The following is a 19,736-nucleotide window of genomic DNA, read 5'->3' as shown; positions in this document are numbered from 1 at the left end:
ATTGCCACGCCCGTGGTACACAATGCGGTGTCTGCATTCTTTGCTTCAGCCACAGGAGTTTGACCATGAGCCGCAACGCCGACCTGCCTTTCAAGACCGCCGGCTTGGAGTTCATCGAGTTCGCCACGCAAGCGCCGGCTGCGCTGGGCCAGGTGTTCGCATCGCTGGGCTTCAAGGCCATCGCGCGGCACGTAAGCAAGGACGTCACGCTGTATCGGCAAGGCGACATGAACTTCCTCGTCAACGCCGAAGCCGATTCCTTCGCGCACCGCTGGGCTGAGGAATATGGCGTGGGCATCTGCGCCATCGGCATCCGCGTTGAAGATGCCCAGCACGCCTACGGTCGTGCCGTCGAACTGGGCGCATGGCCGGCCGAAGCCGAGCCCATCGGCCCGAGCGAACTGGTAATCCCGGCCATCCAGGGCGTGGGCGATACGCATCTGTATTTTGTCGACCGCTGGCGCGGCAAGCACGGCGCCAGGGGCGGCCTGGGCGACATCTCCATCTACGACATCGATTTCCGGCCGCTGGATGCAGAGACCGCGCATGAGGACTGGCACCACGCCGGCGTTGGGCTGGCACGCGTCGACCACCTGACGCAAACCGTCGGCGCCGGCCGCCTGCAGGATTGGATCGACTTCTACCGCAACCAGCTCGGCTTTCGCGAGATCCACGAGCTGCACGCCAACTGGCACGTCGCGGCGGATTCCCGCGTGATGGTGTCGTCGTGCGGCATGATCCGCATCCCGCTTTATGAAGAAGGCACGCACCGCGCGCACCTCATGCACGCCTACCTGCCCGACCACCCTGGCGAAGGCGTGCAGCACATTGCGCTGGCTACCGACGACATCCTGCGCACAGCCGCCGCGCTGGCCGCCAACGGCCTCACCTTCGTCGAGCCCCCGGCACACTACTACGACACCGTCGACGCGCGCCTGCCCGATCACGGTTTGGACCTGGAAGCCTTGCGCCGATACGGCATCCTGGTCGACGGCGAGATCGTCGACGGCGTGCCCAAACTGTTCCTGCAAACCTTCATCAAGCGCCATCCAGGCGAGATCTTTTTCGAGATCGTGCAGCGGCGCGGGCACCACGGCTTTGGCGAGGGCAATCTGCCGGTGTTGACTGCGGCGGCCTGACCCAGAAAACGTCGCCAAGAAAAAAGCCCGCCAAGTTTCGGCGGGCTTTTTTTCGTACTGCGGATGCTGCAATGCCAATCAATAACCGGCTGCCAACCCCGTATTGCGACGCGGATCATTCGCGCCATAGAAGCGGTTGTTGCCGACGGGCTTGCCGCCCAGCGACGGCGCCCCGACGATGATCGCCGCCAGGTGGTTGGCCGGCTGCGGCGCCCCCAGGTTGTGGCCCATCGACGTCAGGATCTTGCGCGTATCTTCCGACAGCGCGTACGGCTCCACGTTGGTCACGTCCGGCAGCCATTGCTGGTGGAAGCGCGGCATATCGACGGCTTCCTGCACGTTCATGCCGTAGTCGATCGCATTGATCATGGTCAGCATGACGGCCGTGATGATGCGGCTGCCGCCCGGCGTGCCCACCACCATGACAGGCTTGCCATCCTTGGTAACGATGGTCGGGCTCATCGATGACAGCGGACGCTTGCCCGGCGCAATCGAGTTGGCCTCGCCCTGCACCAGGCCGTAGAGGTTCGGCACACCGACCTTGGCCGTGAAGTCGTCCATCTCGTCGTTCAGGACCACGCCCGTCTTGGCGGCCGTCACCTTCGCGCCAAACCAGTCGTTGAGCGTGTACGTCACCGACACCGCGTTGCCGTACTTGTCGGCAATCGAGTAATGCGTCGTGTTGCTGCCCTCATGCGGTTCGACGCCCGGCTTGATGTCCTTCGACACACCAGCCTTCTTCGGGTCGATCACCGCACGGATCTTGGCCGCATAGTCCTTGCTCAGTAGGCGGTCCAGCGGGTTCTTCACGAAGTCCGGGTCGCCCAGGTAGCTGTTGCGGTCCACATAGGCGTGGCGCATGGCTTCGATCTGGTAGTGCGTTGCCTGCGCGGAATGCCAGCCCAGGTCCTTGAGCGGATAGCCTTCCAGGATGTTCAGCATTTCGCAGATGACCACGCCGCCCGAACTCGGGGGCGGTGCCGACACCACGTGATAGCCACGGTAGTCGCACTCGACCGGCGCCAGTTCGCGCGTTTTGTAGCCGACCAGATCTTCTTGCGTGATCAGGCCACCACCGGCCTTGCTCGATGCAGCAATGGCCTGCCCGACCCAGCCCTTGTAGAAACCGTCGGTGCCCTTGTTGCTGATCTCGCGCAGCGTCTTGGCCAAGTCATGCTGGACGAGCTTCTCGCCCACTTGGAACGGCTGCCCCTTGTTCAGGAAGATCGCGCCCGATGCAGCGTCTTCCTGGAAGTCCTTGGTGGAGGTGTGCAGCATGTCGACATCGCCCTGATCGAGGACGAAGCCCTTGTCGGCCAACGCGATGGCCGGCGCGATCAGTGCAGCGCGTTGCATCGTGCCGTACTTCTGGCGCGCATACTCCATGCCCGACACGGTGCCCGGCACACCCACGGCCAAATGGCCCTTGGTGGACGCGCCCTTGATGACGTTGCCGTCCTTGTCGAGGTACATGTTGGCGGTGGCACCCTTCGGTGCGACTTCACGGAAGTCGAGGAAGGTCTTGCGGCCGTCGGCCAGCTGAATGGTCATGAAACCACCGCCACCAAGGTTGCCCGCTGCCGGATAGACCACGGCCAGCGCGTAACCCACGGCCACTGCTGCGTCGACAGCATTGCCGCCGCGCTTGAGCACTTCCACACCGACCTTGCTGGCCAGATGCTGCGCCGCAACGACCATGCCGTTTTCTGCGGCCACGGGTGCGACGGATGCCGCGTGAGCGACGGTCGTGATGCTGATCGAGGCGATTGCGGCGGCGATCCACCGCATGCCTGTTCTTGGATTCTGCATAGGAGCTCCTTTGGTACCTTCAAGGACGCCGGTCGTGCCAGCGTACGTGTTATGGCGCGCAAACCTTATCAGGCGGCGCGCTGGGGCACTATAGCCTCATCCCCGTATTGACGCATTGTGCAGGCGGTTGAACGGCATGCATCGCTAGCCCAGCGGCACTTCGAGCCCGACCTTCACGCGGTTGAGCACCACGGCCGTGCGGTACCACCGGATGTTGTCGTTGTCGTCGAACAAGCGTCGCGCGAGGGCTTCGTACTCCGTCATCGTGGCCACGTTCAGGATGAGGACGAAATCGGCCTCGCCCGTCACGTAGTAGCACTGCTGCACCTCGGGGCCGGAGAGCGCCTTCTTGAGCGCAGCCATTGCCGCGGTATTGGTGCGCTCGGCATGCACCTCAACGATCACGGTGATGGGTTTGGCCACCCGCTCCGGGTCCACCACCGCCACGTTGCTCACAATGACGCCCGCTTCCTCCATCCGTTTGATGCGCCGCTGCACGGCGGCGGTCGATAGATTGACCTGCTCCCCGATCACGCGCAGTGGCGTGGTGTAGCACCGCTGCACAGCGTTGAGAATGGCGATGTCGAATGCGTCGAGTTCGAGCGATTTCTGCGTGGCCATAAAGGGCGGGGAGCGAGAAATTTTTGCGTCTGGCTGGGCAGAATAGCTGAAATTGCTCTGCTGACGTGACATAGGATTTCACGGTCCACATGTTCGTAGAGGGCCATCCCATGCATTGGCAATCCCAGCTCGTCAACCCCGAAACGCTTGCCCCTGGCGGCTTCCGGTCATTGGTGACCCCGGTCTACCGTGGTTCAACCGTGTTGTTCGACAATGCAGCGCAGGTCGTGGACGACTGGCGCCATGCGCAGTACGGCTACACCTACGGCCTCTACGGCACGCCGACCGCCATTGAATTGGGCGCGCGGATTGCGCAGCTGGAACGCGCTCGCCACAGCTTTATCGTCCCCGGCGGGCAGGCTGCCATCGCGCTCGTCTACCTGGCCTGCTGCGGCGCGGGCAGCCATGCGCTGGTGCCGTTCAGTGCGTACGGGCCCAACCGCAGCATGGCCAACGGCTTGCTCAAACGCATGGGCATCGAAGTCGAAACCTATGACCCGCTCATCGGCGCGGGCATCGGCGGGCTCATCCGCCCAAACACCACACTGGTTTGGACTGAAAGCCCCGGGTCGGTCACGATGGAAGTGCAGGACGTGCCGGCCATCGTGGCAGCGGCGCACGCGCGCGGCGTGCCGGTGGCGCTCGACAACACGTACACGGCCGGCGTGTATTTCGATGCCTTTGCGCACGGCGTGGACGTCAGCATGCAGGCGCTGACGAAGTACGTGGGCGGGCACAGCGACCTGTTGCTCGGCTCGGTCTCGGTCAACTCGGAAGCGATGTTCGAACGTGTGGGCAGCGCGTTTGCCGACCTTGGCATGGGCGCCTCGCCCGACGATTGCAGCCTGGCGCTGCGTGGCCTGCAAACGCTGGGGCTGCGGCTGGAGCGCCTGCAAGCCTCCACGCTGGCGGTGGCGCGCTGGCTTCATCTGCAGGATTGCGTTGCCACCGTGCTCCATCCGGCGCTGCCGTCATGCCCCGGCCACGAACTCTGGAAGCGCGACTTTACCGGCGCAACCAGCGTGTTTTCGGTGGTATTCCAGGAAAGCGTCTCGGCCGAGCAGGTCAACGCGTTCATCGATGCGCTGCGCATGTTCCGGATCGGCATGAGCTGGGGCGGCACGAGCAGCCTGGTGATGCCATATCCTGATCTGGCGCGACCGAATCGCCACTATCGCGGCCGCCTGGTGCGGCTCAACGTCGGGCTGGAAGCGCCGGAAGATCTGATTGCCGATCTGCGGCAAGCCATGGCGCATGCAGCCATCCAGGAGCCCGCTGTTGCCGCATAACCGCCAGCACGTCAGTCAGCCGGTGCAAACGGCGGCGCACGTCGCTTTACCGGCTGCGTCTTGACGATGGCGGTGTTGGTCTCGGCGTGATACGCCACGCGATCGAGAATCTGGTCGAGCTGATCGATCGAGCGCACATACAGCCGGGCGATGAAGCAGTCCTCGCCCGTGACCTTGTCGCATTCGCCGATCTCGGGAATCTCTTCGATCAGCTTCTGCACGATATGCAGCTTGCCCGGCATGGGCCGCACGCGCACGATGGCCTGCAGCGTGTAGCCCAGCGCCGCCGGGTCAATGTCGACGGTGTAATGCCGGATCACGCCGCGCTCCTCCAGCCGCCGCAGGCGCTCCGACACGCTGGGGGACGAAAGCCCCACCTGCTCGGCCAGTTGCTTGAGCGAAATGCGGGAATCGGTCAGCAGGACGTCAAGAATGCGTTGATCCAGCGCGTCAATCGTGTTCATTGCGTTCCGCCTCCAATTCTGGCATTTCGCCTTACTTCATTAGAAAGAACGTCAATTTTGCCTTAGAAAAGCGATGGAAGTTAGGTCGATCCGCGTGCGATCCTTCTTGCATCCAACGCTCAAGGTGGTTCGCATGAACGATAAGACGCGCGGCACGGTCGAGATGACCACCGCCATGGTCATTTCCGGAACGATCGGCTGGTTCGTTGTCCGCTCAGACCAGCCGGTGGCCGACGTTGTGTTCTGGCGCTGCGTGTTCGGCGCGCTGACGCTGCTGGGGGTTTGCGCCGGCCTGGGGCTGCTGCGCGGCGCCATCACGTGGCGGCGTGCGGGCATTGCCGCGTTGGGCGGCGTGGCAATCGTCATCAATTGGCTGCTGCTGTTCGCGGCGTATCCGCGCGCATCTATCTCGATTGCCACGGCGGTCTACAACACGCAGCCGTTCATGCTGGTCGGGCTGGGCGCGCTGTTTCTGTCAGAAAAGCTGACGGCGGCCAAGCTCACATGGCTGGCCATCGCCTTTATCGGCGTCGTACTGATTGTGCAGGTGGGGCCTGCGGCCAGCATGGGGACCGATTACCTGGCAGGCATTGTGATGGCGCTGGGCGCGGCGTTTGCCTATGCGGTGGCCGCGCTCCTGATCAAGAAGCTGGCCGGTACGCCGCCGCATCTGATCGCGCTCATCCAGGTGTGCGTGGGCGTGCTGATGCTGGCGCCGCTGGCCAATCTGCGGCATCTGCCGGCTGATGCGCACACCTGGGGGATGCTGATCACGCTGGGCGTGGTACATACGGGGTTGATGTACATCCTGCTGTATGGCGCCATCCAACGTCTGCCGACGCATCTGACCGGATCGTTGTCGTTCATCTATCCGATTGTTGCCATCGTGGTAGATATCGTTGCGTTCGGGCATCGCCTGCAACTGGCGCAGTTTTTGGGTGCCGGCGCGATCCTGCTGGCGGCGGCGGGCATGAACCTCGGGTGGTCGCCGTATCGCTGGTTGCGGGCACGGGCCGAATCCCCCGTTTCCAAATAACGCAATACGCGCAATAGTCCCCCACATTCGCAACACGAATCTGCGGCCCAACTGCTGTTATTCTTGTGCGTTTTCCGCTGGCGCCCGGCGCGCCCTGCGCCTGCCTCTCTCTCCCTTTGGCAGCCAGCGGACAGAAAACCCCAAACATACGTACAAGATGAAGGAAGGTCACCCGCCGGAGCCGGGTCGCGAAACCGCGATCGCTTGGATCCTGGAACAAATGCAAACCTACGACCTGTCTGTCGAAGATTTGCAGGCGCATGGCTGTTTTGACGCGCCACCGCCGCCGCCCGCACCATCCGCCCCCATCGGCCCGGTCTACATGAGCGCCGACGGCCAGCACTGGGACGGCATGGGCGACATGCCCGACTGGCTGAAGCGCGCCGTCAACGCAGGACAGAGCATCGAGCATTTCCGCGTGGGCTGAAGCGCAGGCAATGCACAGGTACGCCAGTTGCGTGGTTGTGTGCAAGCGCTGCCGGTTTGTTGATCTGTGGGCTGATGCCCAGCATGACCGGCTGGCGCTCCAACCCAACGGAGGACGTCATCATGCCGGAACGCAAAACCGTAGAACGTGCGCGCGCCGACAAGCGCCACGGCAAGGCCGCCTCGACCCAGGCGGGTAACTTCGTGAAGGAAGAGATGGATCACATCCGTGAAGGCAAGCACGGTGCGAAAAACACCAAGCAGGCCATTGCGATCGGTCTATCGAAGGCACGCCGCGCGGGCGTTGCCGTCAAGCCGCCGGGGGAAGGCAAGGCGTCGGCCGCCACACGCAAGAAGGCGGAACATGACGTCAAGGCCGGCAGCAAGGCAGGCAACAAGACCGGCAGCCACGCCAGTGCCAGCAAGGAATCCACGGCCAAGCGCAGCAAAACCACAACGCGCACGCTGAAGAAGGAAGGGCATTCGGCGGCTTCCAAATCCTCGCTGTCCAAGCAGGCGCACAGCGCGGCATCCAAGCGTTCGAGCAGTGAGCGCTCGGCGGCGGCCAAGAAGGGCGCTGCCACCAAGGGCGCAGCCGGCCGATCCGCCGCCAAGAAGGCGGCACGCACGCGCGCGGCGCACGCCAGGTAAATCTTTCCTGTTCAGCCGGAAGGCGACCCATCGGGGTCGCCTTTTTTATGGCGGATTGCCTCACAAAAAAAAAATCAAAAAATTTTTGTTCTCCGTGTCAGGAACGCCCGCGTGCGCCGACGAAGGTGCACGGAACACATCTGCGCGATGCCGCAGTGCACCGTACGGCGAGGGATTTCGCCCTGTCCGCCGTTCAATGACACCTGCCACTCAAGGAGAACACAAATGAAACAACACGCCATGATCGCCGCCGCTCTGGGTAGCCTGCTCGCGCTGGGCGCTCTGTCGACACCGGTGCAGGCCGCTGATGCCGCCGGCAAGGAAAAGTGCTACGGCGTCGCCAAGGCCGGCCAGAACGATTGCGCCAGCCCGGGCAGCGCCCACGCCTGCGCCGGCCAATCGAAGATGGATAAGGACCCAATGTCGTGGAAGTACGTGCCGGCCGGCACCTGCGCGCAGATGGGCGGCACGATGCAGGCCCCGTCCAAGTAACGCGCGACGCCGGGAGACCGCCATGCAGACCGCTCTGCCAACCTGCGCCGGCGCAGGCCTGCGCGCACCGCACTTTCCCGCCCTGTTGCACGGGGAAGCTCGCTTCCCCTGGGTGGAAGTGCACAGCGAGAACTATCTGTATGGCGGCCCCGCCCGCGCAGCGCTGCTGGCCGCACGAGCGCACCTGCCCGTGAGCCTGCACGGCGTGGGCATGGGGCTGGGCAATGCGGATGGACTGGACGTCGAGCACGTACGCGCCATCGCCACGCTGGCCGATGCGGTAGCGCCCGCCGCCATTTCCGAGCACCTGTGCTTCAACCGCAGCGGTCCGCAGGTCGTCAACGACCTGCTGCCGCTACCCTATTCCCGCGAATCGCTGGATGTCGTCTGCGCCAACATCATGCGTGCACAGGACATCCTCAAGCGACCGCTGCTGATCGAGAACATCGCCGCGTACGTCGACTGCCGCGCACTGGTCGACGCCGACGAGGCCGTCTCCGAAGGTGCATTCCTGACCGCCCTCGCCCGGCGTACGGGCTGCGGCATCTTGCTGGACCTGAACAATCTGTACGTGAACAGCGTCAACCATGGCGTGACCGTCGAATCGGTCCTTGCCGATATCGACCCTGCGCTGGTCGGCGAGATTCACCTAGCCGGCTTCAGCGTGGAAGACGACATGCTGATCGACACACATAGCGCGCCGGTCCATGCCCCTGTCTGGGCGCTGTACGACGCATGGATCGCCAAGCACGGCGCACGCCCGACGCTGATCGAATGGGATGCCGAACTGCCTCCCGTGCAGGTGTTGCTGGACGAAGCGGCACGCGCCCAAGCAACGCTCGACCGCCACGCCAATGCACCCACGCAGGAGCCACGCCATGCGACTGCCTGACTGGGAAGCGCACCTTATCGGCGCACTAACCAACCCTGCAAGCCACGAAGAGGCGCGCGGTATTGCCACTTACCGCAACGCGCGTCTGGCCATTCTGCGTAATGCGCTGGCGGGGGCGTATCCCGTCTGCCGGGCGCTCGTCGGTGAAGACTGCTTTGATGCGCTGGTGCGCGACACGCTGGCCGTGCAGGCATCTACATCCCCGAATCTGCATCGCTATGGAAATGCGCTGCCGGATGTCATTGCGCAATCTCCGTTGGCGCACAGCGTGCCGTATCTCGCTGACGTGGCACGTCTGGAATGGTGCGTGCACTGGGCGCATTACGCGCCGAATGCGCACGTGGAAGCGGCCAACGTCGACCTGTTCGCACAACCTGCAGACACGCTTCGCGCGGGGTTGGTCGAGGGAGCGCAGTGGGTGGTTTCGCCGTGGCCCGTGGTTTCAATCTGGCGCGCACATCAGCCCGACGCAACGGTCGCGCTCAACGAAATTGACCTGGGTGTGGGCGAAGCCGCAGCGATTGCCGTGCGCGGGCATCGTGTTGCCGTGCTCGATCTTGATGCCCCCACAGCCACGTTCCTCGCAGCTTGCGACGCTACGCCGTCGCTTCAAGCCGCGCTCGAAACCACGCTGGCCGAACAGCCAAATTTTGATTTGACCGCATGCCTGTCTGGCCTCTATCGCTCGGGGCTGCTCGCACTGTCTGCATGCCCAACAACTCCGCCAACTGGAGACACGCCATGAACACCCTCGCCACGACCTTTGCCCCACTCACGCGCATCCGCGCTTCGCTTGACCGACTCGCCGGGCCGCAAAGCGCGCTCTGCTCGCTCATCCTGTTGATCGCGCGGGCATATCTGTTCTACGTGTTCTTCCGCTCCGGCCTGACCAAGCTGCACGACTGGGACACGACCGTGCTGCTCTTCACCGAGGAATACAAGGTGCCGCTGTTGCCGCCCGCCCTGGCAGCCGCGCTCGGCACGTTTGGCGAACTGGTCTTCCCGTCTCTCATGCTGGCCGGCATCGTGCCGCGGCTTGCGGCAGCAGGGCTGTTCTTCGTCAACGTCGTGGCGGCGGTATCCTACTGGGCCAATCTGTCCGCATCGGCCATCGAGTTTCATTTTGTGTGGGGTGTGCTGATAGCGCTGGTGGCGACGGTGGGACCGGGTTGGCTGGCGGCGCAGACCCTTTGGGAGCACCGCACGCGTTAAGCAGAATACGTGGGCGACGGGCTTATGATGTTGGCTTGTCGCCCTCTCTTCAGGAGCATCGATGCGCTTCCCTCAGTTGTCCTTCGCTGCCTCGGCCGGTGTGTTGGCTGCAATCACCGCCGCAACGCTCCTGACTGCCTGCGCGTGGGGCGATAGCCCGAACACCACCGGCGCACACATGCTCGACGATTCGCTGCTGACGTACCAAGTCAAGGCAGCGCTGGATCAGGACACGGCGCTCAGCACGCGTCAGATTCGCATCCGCTCCACCCCGGACGGCAAGGTCACGCTGACGGGCTGGGTCGATACCGCCGAAATGGCCCGCCGGGCTGGTGACGACGTCAAACGCTTTGTTGACTCGGCCAAGCTCGACAACCAGTTGCGCGTGCTCTCGCGCATGCAGGTGCTGGGCGGCGGTCCGTTCATCCCGGCCGGCTTGCCGCCCGAGGCACCGGCCAGCGCGCCCGCCGCGCGCTAACGCGTTCAAGCACTTAAGCTGCCTGCGTGCCTGTCCGCCGTGGCAAGCGGCCCACGGGCACCGATTGCAGCAGGCCGAAGCCGATCTCCACAATCAGGAACGGCAACACCAGCAGCGTGGCACCCGATGCCAGCGCATAGGCCAGCCACGCCGCAAAGAGGCCGCGCGCCACGGCGTCGTACCGGCCCAGCGCCACACTCGGCTGTCGGATACGCAGCGCCGACCACACGCACACCACCGACCCCATCAGATTGGCCATCAACAGGTGCTCTGGCTCAAATGCCGGCAAGCTGCCGATGCCCAGCGCATGCGCCAATGCGGTGAGCGCTTGATGCAAGAGGGCAAACGTCCACGGCGTGGCAAACGGTGCAGTCACGATCAGGTCATACCAGCCGCTGGCCCGCACCACACGCAGGAAGGTCGATTCAGAAACCATGGTGAAACTCCAGGAATGAAGTGAAGGAGTCGCCACGGTAAAGCCTGGTGTACGCTCCAAGGTCAAGCCCTCGGCCGCCTCACTCTTCCAAGCCACCATGCCTGTTGCACTTCCCGCTTCCGCTCCCAACGCGCGTACCGGCGACCTTTCCATCGGCGATCTGGCCGCCGCCACTGGCGTCTCGCGGGACGGCCTGCGCTTTTACGAAGCACGAGGCCTGATCCGAGCTCGTCGCCGCAGTAACGGCTACCGCGCCTACCCGCCCGAAACCGTGGAACTCGTGAACTACGTGCGCACGGCTCAGCAACTGGGCTTCACGCTGGCAGAAATTGGCGAAGGGATGGCGCAGGTGTGGCAGCAACCCGACATCGATGCCGCCGTTACGGCGCTACTGCGGGAGAAACTTACCGCCATCGATGTGCGCATCGCCAGCTTGCAGGCCACGCGTGATGCACTCGCTGCCCGCGTCGGGATGCCATGCCCACTTGCACCGACCTGAGACTCCGCCACGTTTCGTCATATGACTGTCGCAGACTCCCGCCGCAGGGCGGGTTTGGCGCGTTTCCCCCACGCCCTGACGGCTTGCTGAGTCGTGAAAGGCGCTTGAAAGTTCGCGCCGGTAAAAACGCTCCCGTCTCAAGGGGAGTCTGCTGCAGTGAAACATCGGGGTGCGTTCCATCCACGGGCGAGGGCCGTGCTGTGCGCGGTGGCCTGCCTGCCATTTGCCGCTGCCTGGGCAGCCACGCCCGCACCGGCGCCGGCTGCGGCCAGCATGCCGGTGGCGACCATGCCGCCGATCAAGCCTTCCGTGCCGGGCGTGACGGGCGCCGGCTTCAACCTGGTCGAGCTGCTGCAAGAACTGAAGGGCAACAACCCGCAGTTGATCCAGGCGCGCCATAACTACCTGTCGGCCAAGTCGATCCCACCGCAACTTGCCGCGCCCAATAACCCGCAACTCGGCTACATCTGGAACAGCATTCCTAAGGGGTTTCCGCTGGCGGTCAACCGCGCGGGCGGCAGCCAGTACAACCTGACGCAGCAGATCCCGTTTCCGGGCAAGAAGGCGCTGGCAGCCGAGATTGCCGATCGCCAGGCGGAATCGCTGAACGCGCAAAACGACGCGCTGTACCTGCAGCTCTACGCTCAGCTTTCCACCACGTATTACCAAGCGATCGCGCTGCAGAAGCAGATCGATGTACAGAAGCTGACCATCACGCGCCTGGAGCAGGTCAAGCAGATCACGCGTGTGCGCTACGCCAACAACGCCGCTGCGTACGCCGACTTCCTCAACGCGCAGGTCATGCAGAGCAGCGCGCAGAACGACCTGTTTGCCGCACAGCGTCAGTACGACAGCACGCTTCAGACCCTCAACACGCTCATCGGCAAGGAGCCGAGCTTCCCGCTTGTGCTGCGCGCTGACGACGAGTCCGTGCACCTGCCGGAGGAACCGCTGCCCGAGCTGGAAAACCAGGCGCTGCGCGAGCACCCATCGATCAAGGCATCGGCTGAGCTGATGGACGCGGCACGCAAGAGCGTGACGCTGGCGCGCAAGGCTTACCTGCCCGACTTCCAGGTCATCGCCACCGTTACGACGGACAACCCGCCGTATGGCGTGCGCCCGAACAGCTACCAGATCGAGCTGGACGTGATCATTCCGTTCTGGTTCCTGACCAAAGAAAAGTACGGCGTGAATCAGGCGGTGGAAAGCCAGATTGCCACCGAGGCGAATGACGTGTCGGTGCGCCAGCAGACGCTGTTAGCCGTCGATACCGCCTACAACACGCTGCGCCAGACGCTTGCCCAGCTTGACTTCAACAAGCAGCGGCAACTGCCGCAGGCGCTGGCGGCCTATCGCGTGACAATGACCAACTACGCCAGCAACAACGCTGATTTCAACGACCTGCTCACCGCCCAGGGCGCGCTCAGGAACGCCGAACTGTCGGTCGCCCAGGCTCAGGCCACAGCCTTGCAGGCCTATCACGCGCTGCTCGCGGCCACCGGTCGCTCGCCGGTTCAAGCTCAATAACATCATGAAGAAGTTCTCTCCCGTTGTTGCAGTCATCGCCTTGGCCGCAGCCCTGGCTGTTGGTGTGGTGGTCGGACGCAAATGGCCCGCCGCTTCACCGGCCGAGACCGCAAAGCCCGCTGCCCCCGCATCCGCTCCTGCAGCCACGCCGCGCGCGAAGCCCGACTCCGTGGAAATTCCGGCCGGCGGCTTCGACCCGCAGCAGGTGAAGGTTGCGCAGGTCAGTCAGCTTTCAGTGCCGGTGGAGCTGTCCACGCCCGGCAAGCTCGCCTATAACGCCGAGCGCACCAAGCTGGCATCGGCGCGCGTGGCTGGCCGGCTGGACCAGATTCTCCTGTTCGAAGGTGCGCTGGTGCGCGAGGGCCAACCGATTGCGCAGCTCTACTCGCCAGACTTCATCTCGGCACAGAAGGAATACCTGCTGGCGCTGAATACCGCCCGCCAGCTCAAGGGTTCCAACATGAAGGATCTGCAGGACGATGCCGACGCCACCGTGCAATCCGCCGCAGGCCGCCTGCATGTGCTGGGCATGTCGGATGCCGATGTTGCGCAGATCGCCAAGCGCGGCACGCCGGCTGAACACCTGACGCTGCGCGCGCCCATCTCGGGCACGATCGTCAAGCGCAACATGGACCCGGGCGCCTTCCTGAACGTGGGTGACTCGTTCATGAGCATTGTCGATACGCGTGTGCTGTGGTTCACGGGCAATGTGTATGAGAACGACATTGCCAGCGTGCGCATCGGCCAGCCGATCTCGCTGCACACGGCGGCGTATCCGGACCGCGAGTTCACTGGCCGCGTGAGCTTCATCGCCCCGAACATCGACCCGGCAACGCACACCTTGACGGTGCGCTGCGACGTGCCCAACACCGATGGCCTGCTGCGCCCCGAGATGTACGCCACGGCGCGCATCCAGACGGGCAGCGGCCAGGCCACGGTGGTGCCGAAGGCCGCCCTGGTGAAAGACCACGGCAGCTACTACGTGATCGTGCAGAGCGACGCCACGCACTTCAAGCGCGTGGAAGTGCACGGCAAGGACACCGGCACCGACGGCAACTTTGCCGTGACGGCCGGGCTTGAGGCTTCGTCGCAGGTGGTCGTGCGCGGCGCCGCCCTGCTCAACGAGATGATCGTCAAGGCGGGGGCGTAGGCATGGGCTTCAACCCCATCGCGGGCATTCTCAAGCGGCGGCTGCTGATTGTCTTCCTGGCAATCGCGCTGCTGGTGGCGGGCGTGTTGGCGTTCCGCGAGCTGCCGCTGCAGGCGTATCCGGGCGTGGCGCCGTTGTCGGTGCAGGCCATCACGCAATGGCCGGGCCGCAGCACGACCGAAGTCGAACAGCAGATCACCATCCCGATTGAAAACGCGCTGGCCGGCGTGCCGGATGTGCAGTCGTTCCGCTCGGTATCGCTGTTCGGGCTGTCGGTGGTGACACTCAAGTTCAAGGAAGGCACCGACAGCTTCAAGGCGCGGCAGAACTTCTCGCAATATGTGGCGGCAGCCAATCTGCCGACCGGTGTGCAGCCGTCGCTGAGCCCGGACTCGGATGCAACGGGCGAGATCATGCGCTTTCGCCTCGTGGGCAACGGCGTCGACCTCACCACGCTCAAGAGCTATCAGGACTACGACATCACCAAAGAGCTGATGCACGTGCAGGGCGTGGCGGATGTCAGTTCCTTCGGCGGCAAGGTGAAGGAGTATCACATCGTGCCGTCGCCGGCGAAGCTGCAGTCGTACGGCATCACGCTGTCGCAGCTCATTACGGCCATCGGCAACGCCAACAACAACACCGGCGGCAACCTGCTGCGCGACGGCGAGCAACAGTTCGTCGTGCGCGGCGTGGGCCTGCTGCAGACGGTAGATGACATCCGCAACGTGGTGGTGGCCGCCAACAACGGCGTGCCGGTGCGCGTGCGCGATATTGCCGAGGTGGAAGTCGGCAACGTGCAGCGTCTGGGCCAAGTGCAATACAACGATCAGCCCGACGTGGTGGAAGGCATCGTGCTGCTCAAGCGCGACGCCAACGCCAGCGAGGTGCTGGCCAAGGTGCGCGAAAAGGTAACGGAGCTGAACAACGGCATCCTGCCCAAGAGCGTCCAGATCAAGCCGTTCTACGACCGCCAGGTGCTGCTCGACATCACCATGGGCACGGTTGAACACACGCTGGTGGTCGGCATCTCGCTGGTGCTGGCGGTGTTGTTCGTCTTCCTGGGCAACTTCCGTGCGGCGGCTGTGGTGGCGGCGGTGATTCCGCTGGCGCTGTGCGTGTCGTTCATCAGCATGGAGCATTTCCATGTGCCGGCCAATTTGATCTCGCTTGGGGCGATCGACTTTGGGGTGATTGTCGACGCGGCCGTGATCGTGATGGAAAACATCATGCGGCATCTTGAAGAAGGTGCCGAGAAACTCGACGATGCCATCGTCAAGGCTACCAGCGAAGTGCAGCGCGCGATGATCTTCTCCACAGGCATCATCATCGTGGCGTATTCGCCGCTGTTCTTCATCGGCGGCGTGGAAGGCATCATCTTCAAGCCGATGGCGTTCACGATGGGCTTTGCCCTGATGGCGTCGATCGTGCTGAGCCTGACCTTCGTGCCGGCCACCACGTCGTTCGTCTTCGGCAAGACGCTGCATCCGCATTCGCCAGCGTTTATTACGGCGATTCTGCGCTGGTATAAGCCGCTGCTGCGCAAGCTGATTGCACGCCCGATGGCGGTCTTTGCTACCGCCATCACAGCGCTCGTTCTGACGCTGTACAGCGCCACGTTCCTCGGTACGGAGTTCCTCCCGACGCTGGAAGAAAACAACCTGTGGCTGCGCATTACGTTGCCCAACACGGTCGACCTGGACTACTCGTCGTCAGTGGCCAACGACCTGCGCGCGTACTTCGTCAAGCAGCCGGAGATCAACCAGGTTTCGGTGCAGATCGGCCGCCCCGATGACGGCACCGATTCCACCGGCGTGTTCAACCAGGAATACGGTCTGTACTTCGCGCCGCCTGACCAATGGCCGGCCGGTATGACGAAGGCGAAGCTTGTCGAGCGCCTGTCCAAGCGCCTGGAAAAGATTCCCGGCATCGAATACAACTTCTCGCAATACATCCAGGACAACGTGGATGAAGCGCTCTCGGGCGTGAAGGGCGAGAACTCGGTCAAGCTGTTCGGCAACGACCTGAATGTGCTCGAAGCCAAGGCCAATGAAATCCAGGCGCAACTCAAGAAGGTGCCAGGGCTGGTGGACGTTGGCATCTTCCGCGAACTGGGCCAGCCGACGCTGAACGTTTCCATCGACCGCCAGGCCGCTGCGCGCTTCAACATCAACGTGAGCGACGTGCAGAACCTCGTGCAGTACGCCATTGGCGGGGCGCCGGTCACGCAAATCCTGGAGGGCGAAAAATCGTTCGGCCTGGCGGTGCGATTGAACCAGCAAGCACGTGCGTCGTACGACGCCATCCGCGAACTGCTGATCGATACACCCGATGGCCAGCACATCCCGCTGTCGATGATCGCCAAGGTGGAAATGACCGACGGCCCGTTCTTCATCTACCGCGAACTCGGCAAGCGCTACATCGCCATTAAGTTCGGCGTGCGCGGCCGTGACTTGGGCAGCGCCGTGGACGAAGCACAGCGCGTGGTGGGCGACGGCGTGCCGTTGCCCGAGGGCTACACCGTCAAGTGGGATGGCCAGTTCAACGAGATGAAGGTCGCCCAGAGCAAGCTGATGGTGATCGTGCCGTTGACGATTCTCGTGATTTTCCTGCTGCTGTACAGCACGTTCGGCAACTTCAAGGATGCGCTGATGGTGGTGCTGAATGTGCCGTTTGCCGCCATCGGGGGGCTGCTGGCGCTGCATATCGCGCACGAAACGCTATCAATTTCAGCGGGGATTGGCTTCCTGTCGTTGTTCGGCATCGCCATCCAGGACGGGGTGATCCTGATCTCGTACGTCAATCGTCTGGCGCAATCTGAAAACGTGCGCGAAGCCACCGTGGACGGCGCCGCACTGCGCCTGCGCCCTGTGATCATGACGGCCATGCTGGCGGGCCTGGGCTTGTTGCCGGCGGCGCTGTCGCACAGCATCGGCTCGGAAGCGCAGCGCCCGCTGGCGCTGGTGATCGTCGGCGGCATGGTCACCACGACGATTCTCACGCTGCTGGTGCTGCCGGTGGTCTTCACGTGGGCGCACCGTCATCGCCGGCCGCCCTCGCGCGATTCGGACGTCAATCCGACAGCGGCCATGCTGCCTTAAGCCGCGCATGTGCTGAATGCACAACGGGCGCATCGCTTTCCCAGCGGTGTGCCCGTTTTTATTTGGGCTGACACCAGAATCGGACCAATCTCATGGTTGCGCGTAGCCGAGGCGAGCAGAGTGCGCCTCTGGTTCTCATCGCACGCATCGCCACCATGCTCCCCACGCCCAACGTAGCCCCAAGCGTCGTCGCCCAGTTCCCGCCGCAGGTCGTCGCCACACTCATCGAGCTGTTTGGCAATGATCTGCCGCAATGGCGTTTTATTGTCGATCTATTCTGCGAGACGGCAGAACAGGATCTCGCCAACCTGGCGAACGCCATCCGCGGCGGCGAAGATGCGCAGATCGTGGAAGCGGCGCATCGCATCGTCGGTTCCGCGCGCATGCTGGGGCATCAGCCGATTGGCGACGCTGCCCGTCGCATCGAGCGCGCTGCGCAAAGCATCGGGCCCTATCAGCAGCGAGCGCAAGAAATGCAATCCGCCCTCGCCTGCCTGCGCGCCTTGGCCGATGAATTCCGCCAGCAGGCCAATGACGGTCCCTGGCCAAACGCGGCGGTGGCGGACTAACGGCGCGCCGCGCTCCACAAGCCATCGGTTGCGGAGAAGCGTCACCCTGGGCCCAATCAAGTTATGTTTTTTCAAACATAAACTAATTGATTAGGCTGCAAATTGCGTGATTCGCAATACAACGGGTGATTACAACTATTGATCTAGGACACGCTACCCCACTATCTTTCGCGGGCAACGTCGGCGCACTCCAACTGCAGCCGCCTGGCACGCGCCGGCCATGACCGGCACGGCCGCACCGTTTCACCACGTACGTCACAACACGGGCTCAACTTATCCGGGGGGATTCGATGTCCGAAGCAGTCCTGCATCCATTTTTTTCGCGCGAGCGCACCGTCGCAGCGGTTGGCTTCAACCGCTGGCTGGTTCCGCCTGCTGCATTGGCCATCCATCTGTGCATTGGCATGGCCTATGGTTTCTCCGTCTTCTGGCTGCCGCTTGGCCGCGCGCTTGGCATCACCAAGCCGCTCACCTGCGGCGCCGATGTCTCGCTGATCGCCGAGCTGTTCACCACCACCTGTGATTGGCGCGTGTCCAGCCTGGGCTGGATGTTCACGCTGTTCTTCGTTTTCCTGGGCGCATCCGCAGCCATGTGGGGCGGCTGGCTCGAGCGCGTCGGCCCGCGCAAGGCTGGCGTCGTGTCGGCCGTGTGCTGGTGCGGCGGCTTGCTGATTTCCGCGCTCGGCATCCAGATGCACCAGCTGTGGCTGCTGTGGGTGGGCTCGGGCGTGATCGGCGGCATCGGCCTGGGGCTGGGCTACATCTCGCCCGTGTCGACGCTGATCAAGTGGTTTCCGGACAAGCGCGGCATGGCGACCGGCATGGCCATCATGGGCTTTGGCGGCGGCGCGATGATCGGCGCCCCGCTGGCTGACCGCCTGATGAAGTTGTTTGCCACGCCCGAATCGGTGGGCGTGTCGCAAACGTTTATTGTGCTGGCCGGCATCTACTTCGTGTTCATGATGGCCGGTGCGCTGGGTTACCGCGTGCCGCCCACGGGCTGGAAACCGGCCGGCTGGACACCCTCGCCCACCAAGGCGAAAGACACGATGGTCACGCAACGCCACGTGCATGCAAACGAAGCGCTGAAGACGCCGCAGTTCTGGCTGATCTGGGCCGTGCTGTGCCTGAACGTGTCGGCCGGTATTGGTGTGCTGGGCATGGCTTCGCCGCTGCTGCAGGAAGTGTTTGGCGGCAAGCTGCTAGGCGTGACGACGTCGTTCATGGACCTGACCGCCGCGCAAAAGGGACAGATCGCGGCCATCGCTGCGGGCTTCACGGGTCTGCTGAGCCTGTTCAACATCGGTGGCCGTTTCTTCTGGGCATCGCTGTCGGATCGCCTGGGCCGCAAGATGACGTACGCCGTCTTCTTCGTGCTTGGCTTCGTGCTGTACGCCTCGATTCCGTGGACTTCGCACACGGGCAATATCGCGCTGTTCGCACTGGCCTTCTGCGTGATCCTGTCGATGTACGGCGGTGGTTTTGCTACCGTGCCGGCGTATCTCGCTGACATGTTCGGCACGCAAATGGTGGGGGCCATCCACGGCCGCCTGCTCACGGCATGGTCGACGGCCGGCATTCTGGGCCCCGTGCTGGTGAACTACCTGCGCGAATACCAGATCGCCCATGGCGTGGAACGCGCAGCCGTGTACGACATCACGATGATGATCCTGGCCGGCCTGCTGATCCTCGGCTTCATCTGCAACCTGCTGGTGCGCCCGGTCAACGCAAAGCACTTCATGACCGAAGCGCAACTCGACGAGCAGCGTCACGCTGCTGCAACAAAGAGCCCGACGCCGTCGGTTGCCTCGCCGGAGACGTCGCTGGAATGGAAAGCGCATCCGGGCTCTGCCGTGGCCGTGGTGGTGGCCTGGGCCGCCGTGGGCCTGCCGTTGGGCTGGGGGGTTTGGATTACACTCCAAAAAGCTGCCGTTCTGTTCTCCTAATA

The 19,736-nt window shown here is 63.6% G+C and carries 20 protein-coding genes; 16 read left to right on the top strand and 4 right to left on the bottom strand.

The annotated features are described in order from the left end of the window. Positions 1 to 65: 65 nt before the first annotated feature. Positions 66 to 1,139 (top strand): 4-hydroxyphenylpyruvate dioxygenase family protein, encoded by a 1,074-nt coding sequence (locus ACCD03_RS08470; protein WP_413411295.1) that lies wholly within the window; start codon positions 66 to 68, stop codon positions 1,137 to 1,139. Between the two features lie 78 nt (positions 1,140 to 1,217). Here the strand turns inward: ACCD03_RS08470 and ggt are convergent, their stop codons facing one another. Both ggt and ACCD03_RS08460 read right to left on the bottom strand, forming a co-directional pair. Beyond that, positions 1,218 to 2,948: a gamma-glutamyltransferase gene (gene ggt / locus ACCD03_RS08465; protein WP_045203845.1), complete on the bottom strand. Its 1,731-nt coding sequence runs from the start codon at positions 2,946 to 2,948 to the stop codon at positions 1,218 to 1,220. Between the two features lie 144 nt (positions 2,949 to 3,092). Beyond that, positions 3,093 to 3,569, bottom strand: coding sequence for an Lrp/AsnC family transcriptional regulator (locus ACCD03_RS08460; RefSeq protein WP_413411294.1), 477 nt, complete (start codon positions 3,567 to 3,569; stop codon positions 3,093 to 3,095). A 110-nt stretch (positions 3,570 to 3,679) separates the two neighbouring features. On the opposite strand from ACCD03_RS08460, the gene ACCD03_RS08455 reads away from it, so the two are divergent. After that, positions 3,680 to 4,858, top strand: coding sequence for a cystathionine beta-lyase (locus ACCD03_RS08455; protein ID WP_413411293.1), 1,179 nt, complete (start codon positions 3,680 to 3,682; stop codon positions 4,856 to 4,858). Between the two features lie 11 nt (positions 4,859 to 4,869). Here ACCD03_RS08455 and ACCD03_RS08450 read toward each other — a convergent pair whose 3' ends face one another. After that, positions 4,870 to 5,322 carry an Lrp/AsnC family transcriptional regulator gene (locus ACCD03_RS08450; RefSeq protein WP_112188049.1) on the bottom strand — a complete coding sequence of 151 codons (453 nt, stop codon included), beginning with the start codon at positions 5,320 to 5,322 and terminating at the stop codon, positions 4,870 to 4,872. A gap of 133 nt (positions 5,323 to 5,455) precedes the next feature. Here ACCD03_RS08450 and ACCD03_RS08445 point away from each other — a divergent pair, with 133 nt between their 5' ends. From ACCD03_RS08445 to ACCD03_RS08410, 8 genes are all read left to right on the top strand, one after another. Beyond that, entirely contained in the window at positions 5,456 to 6,358 is a 903-nt protein-coding gene (locus ACCD03_RS08445; protein WP_413411292.1) for a DMT family transporter, read from the top strand. A gap of 157 nt (positions 6,359 to 6,515) precedes the next feature. Then, positions 6,516 to 6,785 carry an H-NS family nucleoid-associated regulatory protein gene (locus tag ACCD03_RS08440; RefSeq protein ID WP_045203842.1) on the top strand — a complete coding sequence of 90 codons (270 nt, stop codon included), beginning with the start codon at positions 6,516 to 6,518 and terminating at the stop codon, positions 6,783 to 6,785. A gap of 122 nt (positions 6,786 to 6,907) precedes the next feature. Beyond that, a complete protein-coding gene (locus tag ACCD03_RS08435; RefSeq protein ID WP_413411291.1) occupies positions 6,908 to 7,435 on the top strand; it encodes a DNA-binding protein in 528 nt (175 codons plus the stop codon). Positions 7,436 to 7,660: 225 nt separating this feature from the next. Further along, complete coding sequence (locus tag ACCD03_RS08430) at positions 7,661 to 7,927, top strand: DUF2282 domain-containing protein (protein ID WP_024978729.1); 267 nt, start codon at positions 7,661 to 7,663, stop codon at positions 7,925 to 7,927. 22 nt (positions 7,928 to 7,949) lie between these two features. After that, the gene (locus tag ACCD03_RS08425; protein ID WP_413411290.1) at positions 7,950 to 8,819 is read left to right on the top strand and encodes a DUF692 domain-containing protein; all 870 of its coding nucleotides are present in this window, start codon (positions 7,950 to 7,952) and stop codon (positions 8,817 to 8,819) included. Then, the gene (locus ACCD03_RS08420) at positions 8,806 to 9,564 is read left to right on the top strand and encodes a putative DNA-binding domain-containing protein (protein ID WP_413411289.1); all 759 of its coding nucleotides are present in this window, start codon (positions 8,806 to 8,808) and stop codon (positions 9,562 to 9,564) included. The genes ACCD03_RS08425 and ACCD03_RS08420 overlap by 14 nt, the downstream gene beginning before the upstream one ends. Further along, positions 9,561 to 10,031, top strand: a complete 471-nt coding sequence (locus ACCD03_RS08415) for a DoxX family protein (RefSeq protein ID WP_413411288.1) — start codon at positions 9,561 to 9,563, stop codon at positions 10,029 to 10,031. Before ACCD03_RS08420 ends, ACCD03_RS08415 begins: the two co-directional genes overlap by 4 nt. A 61-nt stretch (positions 10,032 to 10,092) precedes the next feature. Beyond that, entirely contained in the window at positions 10,093 to 10,509 is a 417-nt protein-coding gene (locus ACCD03_RS08410; protein WP_413411287.1) for a BON domain-containing protein, read from the top strand. 13 nt (positions 10,510 to 10,522) lie between these two features. On the opposite strand, the gene ACCD03_RS08405 is transcribed toward ACCD03_RS08410, so the two are convergent. After that, the gene (locus ACCD03_RS08405; protein ID WP_413411286.1) at positions 10,523 to 10,945 is read right to left on the bottom strand and encodes a hypothetical protein; all 423 of its coding nucleotides are present in this window, start codon (positions 10,943 to 10,945) and stop codon (positions 10,523 to 10,525) included. 97 nt (positions 10,946 to 11,042) lie between these two features. On the opposite strand from ACCD03_RS08405, the gene ACCD03_RS08400 reads away from it, so the two are divergent. From ACCD03_RS08400 to ACCD03_RS08375, 6 genes are all read left to right on the top strand, one after another. After that, entirely contained in the window at positions 11,043 to 11,444 is a 402-nt protein-coding gene (locus ACCD03_RS08400; protein ID WP_253534517.1) for a MerR family transcriptional regulator, read from the top strand. A gap of 156 nt (positions 11,445 to 11,600) precedes the next feature. Beyond that, positions 11,601 to 12,971 (top strand): TolC family protein, encoded by a 1,371-nt coding sequence (locus tag ACCD03_RS08395; protein WP_413411285.1) that lies wholly within the window; start codon positions 11,601 to 11,603, stop codon positions 12,969 to 12,971. A gap of 4 nt (positions 12,972 to 12,975) precedes the next feature. Next, complete coding sequence (locus ACCD03_RS08390) at positions 12,976 to 14,121, top strand: efflux RND transporter periplasmic adaptor subunit (protein WP_413411284.1); 1,146 nt, start codon at positions 12,976 to 12,978, stop codon at positions 14,119 to 14,121. A gap of 2 nt (positions 14,122 to 14,123) precedes the next feature. After that, a complete protein-coding gene (locus ACCD03_RS08385) occupies positions 14,124 to 17,219 on the top strand; it encodes an efflux RND transporter permease subunit (RefSeq protein WP_413411283.1) in 3,096 nt (1,031 codons plus the stop codon). 155 nt (positions 17,220 to 17,374) lie between these two features. Continuing rightward, positions 17,375 to 17,788, top strand: coding sequence for an Hpt domain-containing protein (locus ACCD03_RS08380; protein WP_413411282.1), 414 nt, complete (start codon positions 17,375 to 17,377; stop codon positions 17,786 to 17,788). A gap of 290 nt (positions 17,789 to 18,078) precedes the next feature. Next, entirely contained in the window at positions 18,079 to 19,734 is a 1,656-nt protein-coding gene (locus tag ACCD03_RS08375) for an OFA family MFS transporter (RefSeq protein ID WP_045203833.1), read from the top strand. Positions 19,735 to 19,736 lie beyond the last annotated feature (2 nt).

It is taken from the genome of Ralstonia sp. Ralssp135 (genome assembly GCF_047304345.1).
Lineage (GTDB): Bacteria > Pseudomonadota > Gammaproteobacteria > Burkholderiales > Burkholderiaceae > Ralstonia > Ralstonia chuxiongensis.
Note: the sequence above shows the minus strand (reverse complement) of the source record. Positions and strands in the feature narration are given on the sequence as shown.